Raw genomic sequence first — 13,581 nt, forward strand, 5'->3', positions numbered from 1 at the left:
GCCTGGCTATGTGAAACCTCTGTATGGTACGCTCGCCGCATTGGAAATCGGATTGGATACCATCCGCGAACAATGTCCACACTTCCGAAGCTGGCTGGAGCGACTGGAAGAATGGCCGGGCCGCAGGACAAATTTCTGATTTCTGTTTTTATCTCTGTGCTGACAGCCCCACGAAGACAAGCTCTCCATTATGCATGACCAAACACACTCCCAATCATATCTCGACGCTTCGCAGCTCGCGGGCCGGCTGGATCACTACTATCAGCTCGTCACGAAGGTGATACTGAGCCGGCAGGACCCGATCTCGGGGCTGCTGCCGGCGAGTACGGCGGTGAATGCGCATGGGGACTATACCGATGCGTGGGTGCGGGACAATATCTATAGTATCATGGCGGCTTGGGGGCTGGGGCTGGCGTATCGGAAGCTGGACTGGGACCGGGGGCGGACGTATGAGCTGGAGCAATCGGTCGTCAAGGTAATGCGGGGGCTGCTCCTGGCGATGATGCGGCAGGCGCCGAAGGTGGAGCGGTTCAAGCACACGCAGTCGCCCAGCGATTCGCTGCATGCGAAGTATGATACACGGACAGGGAACACAGTTGTTGGGGACCATGAATGGGGGCATTTGCAGCTGGACGCGACGTCACTGTGGCTCCTGATGCTAGGGCAGATGACGGCGTCTGGCCTCTCGATTATTTACACCGTCGATGAAGTCAACTTCGTTCAGAACCTGGTTTATTATATTGGGCGGGCGTACCGGACGCCGGACTTTGGGATCTGGGAGCGCGGCGAGAAGATCAACCATGGCGGCGCGGAGCTGAACGCAAGCTCGATTGGGATGGCGAAGGCGGCGCTGGAGGCGCTGAACGGGCTGGATCTGTTCGGCGTGCGCGGCGGGCAGGCGTCGGTGCTGCATGTGCTGGCGGATGAAATCGCCCGGTCGCGCATCACGCTGGAATCGCTGCTGCCGTGGGAGTCGAGTTCGAAGGAAGTGGACGGAGCGCTGCTAAGCATCGTCGGGTTTCCAGCGTTCGCCGTCGAGGACGCGGAGCTGGCGCATCGGACGCGGCGGCGGGTGATCGAGCAATTGCAGGGCGAGTACGGCTGTAAGCGCTTTTTGCGCGACGGGCATCAGACGACGATTGAGGACGGTGAGCGACTTTACTACGAAGCATGGGAGCTGAAGCAGTTCGAGAACATCGAGTGTGAGTGGCCGCTGTTCTACACTTATCTCATGCTGGACGCGCTGTTTCGCGGCGACACCGGGGCGATTGAAGAATACCGGGCGCGCCTAAAGAGCGTGCTGGTCACGCAGGACGGCGTGGAGCTGCTGCCGGAACTTTACTATGTCCCCACGGAGAAGATCGACGCAGAACGGGCGAAGCCGCACAGTCAGGAGCGTCTGCCGAACGCGAATGTCCCGCTGGTCTGGGCGCAGAGCCTCTACTATCTGGCGCTGATGGTGGATGAGGGCCTGCTGGAAGCGGGCGAGATCGATCCGCTGGGACGCCGCCTGCGTGTCGGGGCCGCGCGCGAGCCGGTGGTTCAGGTGGCGCTGCTGGCGGAGGACGAGGCCCTGCAAAACGAGCTGGAGGCGCAGGGCGTGACGACGCAGACACCGCAGCAGATCGAGCCGATCCAGGTCCGCCGCGCGGGGGAGCTTTCCGCCGCCTATAGTTATATCGGCCGCAACGATAAGCTGGGCCTCACGGGGCGTCCCGTGCGACGTCTGCGCAGCCTCACGACGTCCAAGTTGTTTCTGATCCGGGGTCAGATGATGGTCTTCCTGCCGTCGTTTCTCGATCCACAGAAGTTCTACTTGATGCTGGACCGATACTTTTTAGTCGCGCACGTCAAGAGCGAGCTGGCGTATATCCAGCGCAACTGGCGTCAGCCGGGCCGTCCCACGATCACGCTGCTGCTCACGCGCACGCTGATGGAGGCGGGGCGCGACGCGCTGCTCGGCCTGATCCAGGAGATGCACAACGGTGAATGCGGCGGCGTCCCCATTCGATTGGGACGGATCGGCGAATTGCGGCAAATGGCGGGTGTCGAGCGGATCGACTACCTCCATGAATTCGAGTTTTCCCACACGCCGGTGCGGGACGCGCAGCCGGCCCACTATCTTCTGACAGTCGAGCCCACGCTCTGCGCCCCTCTGTCTCGCACGGACGAGATGGGGATCGAACAGGAAAACGACGCCGACGTGCTGCTCGCCCGGCTCCCGGGCAGCCGCAACATCTACGAACAGCTGGAGATCCTTCAGACCCTCGTACGGATCGTCGGCCTCACGTTCACCTTCACCGTCGGCGAGCAGACCGTCAGTATTCTGGACCTCCTGGAAGATGTCTATTCCCAGGCGGCCCGGGGCGAGAGTGGACGCGCCTACTGGGCCGTCATTCGCCGCGCGGCGGGACTGTGCAACAAAACCGATGTCGCGCTCGCGGACGCCGTGACCGATATCTTAGTCCGCCAAAAGCAGCTGACGTTCGGCAAATCGTACACGGACGCCTCGCTGATCTCCCACCCGCTGCCGCCGAGCGAAATCCGGGACAAGATCCGCGAGTTCGGCGGCGCCGATATCCGTGACTGGATCCTCACTCAGGAAATCCTGATCTATTTGGGCGTCCTGATCAAGGCCGAGCCCCGGCTGTTCCAGGGACTGCTCACATTAAGAGTCGGCTATCTGATCCTTCTGATCACAAGCGAGCTCGCCGACGATCTCGCGATGCGCCAGGAAGAAGCCTATGAGTTCCTGATGCACCTGAGCCCATCCGAAATTCAGCAGCGCCTGCGCGACGTCCTGGGCGACTACGATGACACCGCGCGCCTCCTCCAGCGTCAGGAGTCGCTGCCGCTTCAGCAAGGCGTCGTCGTCCCGCTCGACACGCACGCGAGTATGGAAACCCCAGCCGGCGGCTGGCTTCGTTACCGCCAAAAAGAAGGCTCGCTGAACCGCGTCCCGGAAGGCTTCTATCCGCGCGTCTGGAACCTCTTCCAGCACTGCCGCGGCCTGATCATCGGCGACAAGCTAGAGCTGCGCAATCGTATCGACAGCGACTGGATCCTCTCCGAGATGACCCCCGGCGAAAAGAACTTCGCGCTCACCATCGAGCACCTGCTCAACAAAATGGACGCCGTCAAATTCCGACAGGTCACCATCGAAACAATGGTCGCCCTCTGCCACCTCGTCGAGCGCACGCCCACGCTCCGAATCGACGACTACCTCGTCACCGACGTCATCGTCGGCCACGCCGTCCGCCTCGCTTGGCTCGACAATCACCCCGACCGCGAAGGCTTCTACGACGAAGACAAATCCGAAGCCTGGACCTCCTTCTACGAATCCTCCCCCCAAACCTGCGCCGCCGCCGTCGTCAAAGCGCTACAGTTCCTAACGCAGGCAAGCACGGTGTGAGTTGAGACTACACATGGATAGAATGGCGGCGTATTGGGAGGCGACGGTGAAACGTTGAATTATTGATTATTAGCTTGCCTCCTGCATCTGTGTAACATACGCTGAAACTGGTTGCTGAGATTGGGGGATGAATTAAGAGTTAGAAGCACAGCGAATGTATCCAGGGATGAGCGGGGAGTTTCCATTTAGTAATCCATGATACGTAAAAACGAACAAGTGTTCGCGTATAATATCTACCCTATACAACTTGGATTATGAAAATTTTTCTATGCTTGACAACGGATTTCCTGTATAATGGCTGAACGGGTGTTTGACTAGCGAGCAACCATGGCGGTTCAGCACGAAAAATACTGGAAAATGGTCTCTCAGGCAATTAGATGAAATTACCAAAATTCGACTCTCTTGGGAACTTGCCGGAGAGAATTTACCCTTGTAACAAAGAGATGATACATGCGTTTCTAGTTGCTCCGTTCCCATCCTCTTTAGAGAGGCAAGCGATTTACGATGGTTTCTGTTTGCTCCATAGTACGGTAGAATCCTTAGGAGTGAATGCTATTCAATGGATCGATGGCTCCTTCACAACTCGGAAGTTAGACCCTGCCGACCTTAGTGTTGAGCTAGAGCCTGGCGATGTCGACATTGTCACGTTCATTGATTATAACACTTTGAATGCACTTCTACCCATTGACCAGCAACGGATAGCGAATCTTTTGAATGCGCATGAAGGAACGAAAGCTAAATATCGAACACACACTTTTCTTGTGGCTGCCTGCGGTTACGGTCATCCCTACTATAATATTTTCGAACGCCAAAGGGCTTACTTCCGAGATATTTTTAGCCGACACAGTCCTCCTAGTACAAGACAAATCGGAGAGTTAGAGCAACCATATCCAGAGGATGCTCCAAGAAAAGGCGTTCTTTCTATAACGATAGGCAATCCAATGCTTGTACCACATGTCAAAGAGGCAAGAAAATAACATGGCTACCTATAAAAGGGGAACTGATGAGTTAGAGCAACGTCTTGTTGAAATTACTCGCCTCAAAGAAGAAGTGGAAGCATATGGAACGCTAGATTTCGCGAGTTCTCTCGGGTTAAAGTCTATCCAGTGTTTTGAGCAACAAACACAGGAAGAGCTTAAAGCGGCAAGGCTATCAGAATCTGAATATTCATTGGCAGTGGCTGTTGATGGAGATCCTGTTCGCAATCACGCGATAAATGGAAAATTTTTTGGACAACTCCTCGTCGCTCTGCAAGATTGCTTAAACTCAGTTGCTCTTGCACAAACAAGAGGTCGAGAGTTAAAAAAGAATATAATTCCAGGCAATCGTCTGGTATTAGCCGCAACTGGCCCTGGATCATTTGAGGCAAGCTTCATTCTTCCCGAGCCAGAACCAACGGAAGAATCTTCAAACACTTTAATGGTTGTTGAGCCGACGCAAACGCCAGTAGGAATTCTAAGTCAACTTCTCGATGGGACTATAGATGTAGACACATCTTCTGAGATCCTAAGCGATACACAAGTAAAATCTAAATATGCTCTACTCATGAATTTAATTTCTAAAGAGGGAGCAATAATTTCTGTTCGCACAAAAGATGATCCTTACGGAGTGAGGCTGACTACTCAAGAAGCGCGGGACCGGAATGATTGGCTTGATTTGTTAAAATCTTCCATTGAAGAAGAAAACATTTCAGGCACTTTGATTGCAGGAAATATTGTTACCGGTAGATTTACCATAAAAACAACCAATGGCACTATCAGCGGTAGGTCGTCTGAAGAAGCTGCTAAACAATTGAAAACGATGCGCTTGAGTAGCACCGTCACGGCTAAAATACAGGTTACTACGACCAGCCATCAAGATTCAACTTTCGTCCCTAGTATTTCCTATCTGCTCTTAAGTATCAAGGAAGAGGAAACCATGGACTTATTTGCAACGCCGCTACCACTCGAACCAGAAAACAAACCGTAGAAAAGAGCATGATCAAAGTTGACGTGACGCTTGCAGCTAAGTCAGATGCGAAGCTAGGCGTCGCTATCCGGCGAATGTTCTAGACCGAACTCCGAGATCTTCTTTTAGAATTAAGGGCATGTACTCGATTCAAGCTAGCGCCCTACTTCTATTGCCATGTTGTTATTCTTGTTAGGCATTGCTGTGCTAGAAGCCAATACGTTTCAAAAAGTGATCCGCAATAGTTGGCAGAATCAATGGCAGGATCCATTTCACAACCCCGCGCAGGGTGGAGCAAACTCTTTGCTTTAACAGGGGTTGCAATGACTTCCAAATCTCATCTCGACGCCATTTTTGGGCAGCCGTGAAGCCAATCGTGTCCAACTGGATAAAGTAGCATTCCTCAATATCTCCAAGCATCGCTTGCGATTCATCCTTACCCTGAAGCATCGACAGAAGACGAAGCCCACACTTTGTCATCTTGCTATCCTCCGGCATAGCAAGCCCCTTGCTCATAAGGAAAGCATTAAGTAGGATAAAGATGAATGCAAGAACGGGATGTTGTTCAATCGCTTCTCTGAGACGTCTCTCCCGTCTGATATCGGTCATGAGGGAAGCGGGTAACCAAAAAAGCACAGCTAGGACAATTGTTGTAATAACGGTCCACACAATTGGAGAATGCTCCCGCTCAATCGCTCGATAGACAATCTCAAAGCCACTTGCGCATGCAATCGCGTACATCACTAACATAACGCTTAAATGAGCATTGATGTTAAACTTTTTTACTTTCACGCATGACCTCCGATAACTGAAAGCTCATACATTGCGATAAGTGGGCAATTGGGTAGTCCACCAGTCAATCGCTGGCGAATCGCTTGAGCTTCATTCAGAGCTTGATCTCCTGGGGCCTCGATCCGGAAGTATCGTTTTGCACGACCCCCTCGTTCAGGAGTAGACTCCCCCTGCCGCGAGCTAATGAAGCCCTTTTGCTCCAGGCGCTCTAATGTTGCATAAATTGACCCAATTGATACAGTGCGCTGTGAATTCTCCTCTACTGTCTGCCAGACCGATACACCATAGGCATTCAGCGCAAGACGTGCGACCGCCAAAAGTACGATTTCTTCGAATTCCCCTAAAAAGACGCGTTGTGTCATTGGCATCCTCGTATATCTTCGTGTTAGTAGAATATATACCCTAATTTCTTCGTCTTTTACGAATAAATAAAAAAGAATTTATTTTGTAGCTTTGGCATACCGTGAAATGTCAATTAATATCGCCGCGCATTGACATTCCACCCTATTACTGTTATCATATGATACTAATTCAATTTCCATGGTATCAATGAAGCTATTCAAATGCAATCAGTGTGAATCCGAAGCGACTCGCGTCGTCGAGCGCGATGAGATATGCCGCGTCAAGGGCGAAGAGATTGTCGTTCATGGAGCGGTGCGCCTTTGCGACGCCTGCGGGGAGCGGGTCTTTGACCGTGCGCTTGACAGCGCGATCTTTCAGGAGGCGTTTGAGATCTATAGAACGCGTCATGAGATGATGACGCCGGCGGATATCGTGCGTCTGCGTGAGATGTATGACATGACCCAGCGCAGTCTTTCGGCGCTGCTGGGCCTGGGGGAAGTGACGATCCATCGTTACGAAAAGGGCAGCATTCCCGATGAGGCGCATCATCAACTGCTCCGCCTGATTCGAGACCCGCGCAACATGAAACAGGTCTACAGCGAAAATCGTGACCGCCTGTCTCCGTCGGCGCAGCGGAAGCTGGAAGCCGCACTGGGAACGCTGCTCGGCGAGCCAGTGGAAACATTCGAGCATCAGCTGCAAGACCCGGTCACGGCGGCGTTGTACCTCGACGAGAGCGCCCACGACAGCGCTCACGCCCTCCTGCGGGCGCTACGGGACATCGTCACGGCAAACGGCGGTGTCTCCACTGTCGCTCGCAAAGCAGCGATCGATAGCAAGAGCCTCACCAGCGTACTTTCCGAAGAAGAAAGCCGTGAACTGCACACGCTCCAGACGATACTCGACGCCATGGGGCTGCGCATGTCATTTACCGCGAAGTCGGCGGCTTAAGCCAAGCAGCCATCTTGAAAAACGCCACCCAGCCCATAAAGGAAAACGCTATGCCCTTCATTGATCGCTCCCTCCGAACCTCGCTCCCACTCCGCGCCGGCGCGGCGATGTTCGCCTTGCTCATCCCGATCACGAGCGCCGTCGCCGCGCCGCGCGCCAAGTCGAAGCCGGTTCCGAAGGAGGGGCTTGTCGCTTACTGGCCGGGGGATGGGAACGGCAAGGATGTCGTGGGCAAGTACAATGCGAACCCGTCGCCGACGGTGCAGTATGCGCCGGGCAAGGCGAAGATGGGCTTTCAGCTGGATGGGAAGTCGGCGTATGCGGGCGTGCCGTTTGCGCCGGTGTTCGATCTCGATCCGGCGGGACAGTTTACGGTGTCGGCGTGGGTGCGTCCGGAGACGGTGGGGACGTATCAGGCTGTGTTCGTGAAAGCCGCTACCAAGGGGGCGTGGGATTACGGGATCATCATCGATCGTCAGGGGCATTTCTACTCAGGGCGCGACGCGAACGATGTGGCGCAGTCGAAGACGGTGATCGTGCCGGGGACCTGGTATCACGTCGCGGTGACTTATGACAATGGGAACTTCAAGACGTATGTGAATGGCGCGCTGGAGGCCGAGGCGTCCAATACGCAAATCGGGAAATCGGGGTCGGGACTGTGCATCGGTCACAAGGGAGAAATCTCGGTTGAAGGGGAAGATCCTGATTGGTTCCAGGGCAACATCGACGAGCTGCACTTTTACAACAAGGCGCTTGGCGCGGACGGCGTGAAGATGCTGTACGACGCGAATAAGTAGGCGACGAGCGGACAAGCGTAATGGTATACTCGCTGTGCTGAAATGCGGATATCACTCCGAGGAGAACAGTTTCAATGCCGTTTATGCCGATTTATTTTATCCTGCGATACTGGAAGTTCTTCATCCCGCTGGGAGCGCTTTTCTTTCTCGTCGCGGGTGTGAACGGCATTTATGTCGGCCTCGCGAATCCGCGTCCAAAAACCCTCACCGTCGCCCAGTTCGAGCAGGATCCTCCGTCCTCCGGCTGGTATCATGTTACCGGCGGCTATCTCGACATGAGCCAGTCCACAACCCTGATGGGTGATGGCGGGCGGCCCGGCTATGGCAGTCACGCCGACTACACTTACATTGCGCTTCACTCCCCGAATGAGGCGCCGGGAACCCCGGTGCATGCGTTCTTCCGCACTTCCAATTCGGCGCTGATGCAGGAGGCGGAGGCCAATGCCCCCGAAATCAGCCGGCCGGACGCCAATGGTCGTCGGGACATCTACGCCAAGCCCCCGGTATACCGTCAGCTGGACTTCACCGGAATGGTTCAATCGGACCATCCCGACGAGACGATCCTGCGCCGGCGTCTGGATGAGACAGCCGAAGCCGTCGACAGCGGCGCCGTCGTGATCGCAGACGGCGTCCGGCCGAACATTTGGAAGGGAGTGGGAATGCTCGCGATGGGGATCATTCTCACCATCGGATGCATTCAGATTTGGATTGGCGACGATAATCCGTTCCGTCGGGGCCCTGTGCAGGAGGATCTTCCCGCCCAGCCGGGTCTCGGCTCGATCCCGTATTCCCCAGGCCAGAGTTATCCAGACAGTGGCGGGTATGCGCCTCCTTACGGTCAGGCCGAGCCCCCGCCTCAGTACCCGCCGCCTTACGGACAAGCGCCACCGGCGCCGCAGTCGGCGCCGCCATACCATCCTCCGGTCGCACCCCATTATGCTCAGGCTCCACAGCAGCAGCCTGCCCCGCCGCCAGCGCCTGTGAAGACGGGAAAGACCGATTCGATACCGCCGCCCTTCGACCCATTCGCCGACCAACGCTAATGGCGCGAAACGGAAACATCCCCAGAAACCATTTGAGATTCCCGGGGATGTTTAGCGGCTTAGCGAGTATAAGATTGGACGGAGATCCCAGCGGCGGTCGCGAGATCAATGGCGTGCTGTGTGCCGCGAGCGCGGCCAGGCACACCAAGGTCAGGATGAAACGCCAGGACGAGGGTGACGCCGGAGGCGACCATGCGCTCATTGAGACCTTTCCAAGAGGCGCGGGGATAACGCTGGGCGTCGCCGGATGTCTTGCGCATGGCGTCCACGCGAAAGCCCAGTTCCGCACCGACTTCCATCGTCAGAGCGTCAATACCGGAAGTGTCTCCGGTCACAAAGACGGCGCCAAGCGGGAAACCGCCAAGTATGCTCTTGAGGCGGTCTTTGTCGCTCCAAGTAGTCGATCCCGTCACGAGAATTCGCATCATCATTGTCATTCTCCATGTTAGTGTATTAAAAACACATATTGTTTCTCCATGGTCGCTCTTTTGTCCTTCCTATTCTTCGGGGGTGACTGAACTCCCGTCCCACAGCTGAAGCAGTGGTCTAATCAGGGGTAAGCCAGCTGAAGCCGGCTGTCGGATGAGGATAGGCGTTCACCACAATCCGAAATCCGGCAGTCGGCTTGAGCCGCCTTCCCCCTGACTAGACCATTGCTTCAGCTGTGGAGAATAGGGCAATCGATTTTTACAAGGATCAGTCACTTCCTATTCTTCTCCCCCGCGCTCACGCAGAAACACCGCCATCTTTTCTCGTCCTAAGGCAATGGCGTAGCGCAGCGGCGTCCAGCCCTGCGCAGAGCGGGCGTTGATCTCGGCGCCGTGCGCCAGGAGGGCTTCGGCGATCTGGGTGTCGTTCCACCATTCGGCGCAGGTGTGAAGAGGCGTCCAGCCGAAGCTGCTCTCGACGGCGTTCACGTCCGCGCCGTGCTGGGCCAAGAGATGGACGACGGCGGCGGCCTGCTCTTGCGGTCGCCAATTTTGAGCGGCATAGTGCAAGGGCCTCTTGCTTCGGCCTTCGCCGCGTGGCGCATCAGCAAGTTCCGGGTTCTCAGCCAGTAACTGACGGACGCGTTCAACATCGCAGAATTGCGCCGCCAACCAAATATTCATGATCGGACTCTTCGTCATCAAATACTCGATCACATTTGATGCGCCCTTGGAGAAACCGATGAGGGCGCATTCGAGCGGCGTCTCCCCACGTTCGTTTTCCTCGTTCACTGATTGCGGCTGCGTTTCGACAAGCTTCGTCACCAGAGAAAGCACTCCGGCGCCCGCGACCGTAAAGAGATCGTAGTCGGGACCGTACGCCGCAAGCAATTCAATCACCTCGGTGTGTCCCTGGTTACACCAGTTCGCATTCGCCGCCGCATGCTTGAGAGCGTTTTGGTTTTTCAGATCGACAGCGTCCACGGATGAGCCATGACTGAGCAAAAGCTCCACAATATCAGCGTAACCATTCGCGGCGGCAATCAGAAGAGCCGTTCGACCGTGACGATCCCGCTCCGCAGCAAGATCCGGCTGCGCTTCCAATTGGTCTTTAATCCCAATAGTATCGCCGGAGTGAACCGCGCGAAAGAACTCATGGGCGCCGGGATGGGCGGTGTCGAGAGTATCGTGCACGCCGCCCGCGTTCACTAATAGGTGAGCGATCTCCCGGAAGCCGCGCATGGCGGCGGAATGGACATCGGTGAGGGTGACCGACACGCCGCGCTGGATGAGCAGCTCGACCGTGGATTGTTTCCCAGCGCCGATCGCTGCCGTCAGCGCGGATTGGCGTTCGATGCCATAACCATCGGTCATTGTAGCGGCTAGGAGTTCCGGCCGTTCGTCCAATAAGCGCGCCGCCTCCACGGCGTCGCCGGCTTTGAGGGCCTGGAAGAACTGGATCACAGACAGAACCGTGTCCGCCGCCTGTGTTCGATCTTGTGCGAATGTCTCATCAATCATCTCGGTCATCCTTTCTCGGAGATGACCGCGAGCGGTATACAATCGTTTCTTGACCGTGGAAAGCGGGACGTCCAAAAACTCCGATATGTCCTGATAGGTGTAGCCGCCGATATAAAACATCGTGACGGCGACCCGTTCGTTTTCGCCAAGCGCCGCAATCGCCGCATGCACATCGTCGCGGAAGGTTCGCTGCTCCGACAAGCGAGCCGGCTCAAACTCATCCGACACAACATGCAGCGCATGGTCCAGTGAAACCGACGCAACCTGCTTCCGCCGCGTAAGGCGGCAGCATTGGGTCACGACGATGCGCCGCAGCCAGGCCGGAAACGTCGCGGCGTCACGCAGCTTTGAAAGCTGAAGCCAGACGGTCACGAACGCCTCCTGCGCGGCGTCCTCAGCTTCGCGCCGATCCCCCAGATACGCATGCGCATAAGCATACGCCATTCCATGGAACCGCCGCACGACCTCGGCGAACGCCCGATGCCGTTCTTTCAAATCCGCGTCCTCATCCTGGGCGCGCACAATCCACTCTCGATAATCTTCTTCCAATTGCACCCTCTCGCGTCTCTCAATTTCAAGGAGCCATATACGCGAAGGAAAGTTACCGCGCAATCACGCTATGTTATAATGGGCGTGCGAGTCAATTTAATCACATTGCATCGAAAGTTTTTCAATTATGACAACAGAAGAAAGCCTCGCGCTTTATGGCCTCACCCCAAAGGAAGCCGATCTTCCTCAGATTCGCGCGATCTTGGACCGAGAGGCGGAGATCGAGCGAAACCACTACAACTCTGCAGTCGGGAGAAAAGGCGATCCACGCCAGCGTGAAGACGATCTGGCGATGCTATCTTGTGTCCAGCTCTTCGCGTATGGCGATTTGCAGGATGTCCTGCGTATTTGGGACGCAAAGCAAACCAGTATGGATATGGCGTGTTATCTGGATGTACAGTTTCTCTGCGGCGCCGGACTGGAAGAAACGAAAGCGTATCTCTCAACGCTCGACTCGGAGAACGCCAAAGAAGCTTTGGAATATATTCTCAAATGCGAAGGAGGAGGCGATTTTAACGGCTTTTCCCCTCAATCTCAGCTCGCGGGTTACCGGAGGTACTTTGAAGGAGGCTAAAGCTTTCCTCTCTCCCTTTAAACGAGCAATATCGGTCAACCACATCCCTCTCCATCCCGGATACAATCTCTGCGTGGACGAAAACGACAAACAAGCTGCTTATGAGCGGCGCCGAGCAGAAATGATGCGGCTGATGGAGCGGCGGCTTGCCGCAGGATCACCAGCTGGCGGTTTGGCGGAGGAAGCGTGCGTCAGCCGTTATCACTTCCAGCGCGTGTTCCGTCAAGTGATGGGCGAAACGCCCGGCGACTTGCAGCGCCGTCTGCGTCTGGAGCGAGCCGCGCACGATCTGCGCCATACGTTATCCCCCGTGAGCACAATCGCGTTTGACGCCGGTTATGTGAGCCTGGAAGGATTCTCCCGCGCATTTCGCCGCGCGTATGGCAATTCTCCCAGCCAGTTCCGCAAGCAGCACGGCGGCGCGGTCAACCTGCATGGCGCAAGCTTCGTCCACTACGACGCACACATTGCGCACGCTTCCGCAACATGGAGAATATTCGATGGATCTTGTGGACCGAATGCTGGACAACGACTACCGAGCAAAGCGAGGGCTGCTGGAATCGGCTCTCACCCTGACAGACGCTCAGCTGGATGCAACGTTTTTTGCCAGATCCAGCAGGTTCCTTGGGCGGCGCCAGACAAAAATCTGCGTGAAATGCTCAACCGTATGATTGACATGGGCTGGTGGGTCGAGCGAGTTTTCAACTCCATTGACTGGCCGTACACTCGTGAAGAACCCGGCGGCGCCCAGGCGCCCACAGTGGCGGAGATGATCGCGCGGCTGGATCGATTTTACACAACCTATGCGTCCTTCGTCGAACACGTCAAGACGAATAATCTCTGGGAAGCCACCTGGGTAGATAGCGACTGCGAACCTGAGGAAACATTTACCTATACGTCATTGATCGAAGCAGGCTTGGAGCGCGGAATATTTCGGCGCTGGATCGCTCGCCAGCAGCTTACGCAGATAGGAATCTCGATCTGGTAATCGGCGCCATGCACACGACCGGCCGGCGTGTGTATGGCGCGTAACGGCTCACCCGAGCAGCCGAGCTGTCTAGGTATAATTATAGTCAATGAAGCTGCAAAGGCTTCCGCCAGCGGAACGTGTCAATAGTTTGAGACAACTTGGTCCATTATTTTTCGCGCCGATCGTCGCCTAACTCTTCGTCCTCCTTTTGGGCAGGCGGGTTGATCCAGACGGCTGTTGGCAGCGCTTCCGGAA

At 55.7% G+C, this 13,581-nt stretch carries 13 protein-coding genes; 9 read left to right on the top strand and 4 right to left on the bottom strand.

From position 1 onward, the window contains the following. From ABIZ35_RS00655 to ABIZ35_RS00670, 4 genes are all read left to right on the top strand, one after another. On the top strand, positions 1-139 hold a 139-nt coding region (locus ABIZ35_RS00655), incomplete at its 5' end, for a DUF4276 family protein (RefSeq protein WP_348217956.1). 51 nt (positions 140-190) lie between these two features. Then, entirely contained in the window at positions 191-3,412 is a 3,222-nt protein-coding gene (locus ABIZ35_RS00660; protein ID WP_348217944.1) for a glycoside hydrolase family 15 protein, read from the top strand. A 377-nt stretch (positions 3,413-3,789) separates the two neighbouring features. After that, positions 3,790-4,389, top strand: a complete 600-nt coding sequence (locus ABIZ35_RS00665) for a hypothetical protein (protein ID WP_348217945.1) — start codon at positions 3,790-3,792, stop codon at positions 4,387-4,389. A 1-nt stretch (position 4,390) separates the two neighbouring features. Further along, on the top strand, positions 4,391-5,380 hold the full coding sequence (locus ABIZ35_RS00670) for a hypothetical protein (RefSeq protein WP_348217946.1): 990 nt from the start codon (positions 4,391-4,393) through the stop codon (positions 5,378-5,380). Between the two features lie 186 nt (positions 5,381-5,566). On the opposite strand, the gene ABIZ35_RS00675 is transcribed toward ABIZ35_RS00670, so the two are convergent. After that, positions 5,567-6,151: a hypothetical protein gene (locus ABIZ35_RS00675; RefSeq protein WP_348217947.1), complete on the bottom strand. Its 585-nt coding sequence runs from the start codon at positions 6,149-6,151 to the stop codon at positions 5,567-5,569. Beyond that, complete coding sequence (locus ABIZ35_RS00680; protein WP_348217948.1) at positions 6,148-6,513, bottom strand: PadR family transcriptional regulator; 366 nt, start codon at positions 6,511-6,513, stop codon at positions 6,148-6,150. Before ABIZ35_RS00680 ends, ABIZ35_RS00675 begins: the two co-directional genes overlap by 4 nt. A 187-nt stretch (positions 6,514-6,700) precedes the next feature. Between ABIZ35_RS00680 and ABIZ35_RS00685 the strand changes: the two genes are divergently transcribed. The 3 genes from ABIZ35_RS00685 to ABIZ35_RS00695 all read left to right on the top strand — a co-directional run bounded on the left by ABIZ35_RS00685 (position 6,701) and on the right by ABIZ35_RS00695 (position 9,284). Beyond that, positions 6,701-7,444 carry a type II TA system antitoxin MqsA family protein gene (locus ABIZ35_RS00685; RefSeq protein ID WP_348217949.1) on the top strand — a complete coding sequence of 248 codons (744 nt, stop codon included), beginning with the start codon at positions 6,701-6,703 and terminating at the stop codon, positions 7,442-7,444. 50 nt (positions 7,445-7,494) lie between these two features. Beyond that, the gene (locus ABIZ35_RS00690) at positions 7,495-8,241 is read left to right on the top strand and encodes a LamG domain-containing protein (protein ID WP_348217950.1); all 747 of its coding nucleotides are present in this window, start codon (positions 7,495-7,497) and stop codon (positions 8,239-8,241) included. Between the two features lie 74 nt (positions 8,242-8,315). Then, positions 8,316-9,284 (top strand): hypothetical protein, encoded by a 969-nt coding sequence (locus ABIZ35_RS00695; RefSeq protein WP_348217951.1) that lies wholly within the window; start codon positions 8,316-8,318, stop codon positions 9,282-9,284. Positions 9,285-9,343: 59 nt separating this feature from the next. Here ABIZ35_RS00695 and ABIZ35_RS00700 read toward each other — a convergent pair whose 3' ends face one another. Both ABIZ35_RS00700 and ABIZ35_RS00705 read right to left on the bottom strand, forming a co-directional pair. Beyond that, the gene (locus tag ABIZ35_RS00700) at positions 9,344-9,715 is read right to left on the bottom strand and encodes a hypothetical protein (RefSeq protein ID WP_348217952.1); all 372 of its coding nucleotides are present in this window, start codon (positions 9,713-9,715) and stop codon (positions 9,344-9,346) included. 276 nt (positions 9,716-9,991) lie between these two features. Further along, entirely contained in the window at positions 9,992-11,788 is a 1,797-nt protein-coding gene (locus tag ABIZ35_RS00705; RefSeq protein WP_348217953.1) for a sigma-70 family RNA polymerase sigma factor, read from the bottom strand. 121 nt (positions 11,789-11,909) lie between these two features. Between ABIZ35_RS00705 and ABIZ35_RS00710 the strand changes: the two genes are divergently transcribed. After that, complete coding sequence (locus tag ABIZ35_RS00710) at positions 11,910-12,356, top strand: hypothetical protein (RefSeq protein ID WP_348217954.1); 447 nt, start codon at positions 11,910-11,912, stop codon at positions 12,354-12,356. 73 nt (positions 12,357-12,429) lie between these two features. Next, entirely contained in the window at positions 12,430-13,344 is a 915-nt protein-coding gene (locus tag ABIZ35_RS00715; protein ID WP_348217955.1) for a helix-turn-helix transcriptional regulator, read from the top strand. Positions 13,345-13,581: the final 237 nt, after the last annotated feature.

Origin of the sequence: Capsulimonas sp., from assembly GCF_039929585.1 — a bacterium.
Lineage (GTDB): Bacteria > Armatimonadota > Armatimonadia > Armatimonadales > Capsulimonadaceae > Capsulimonas.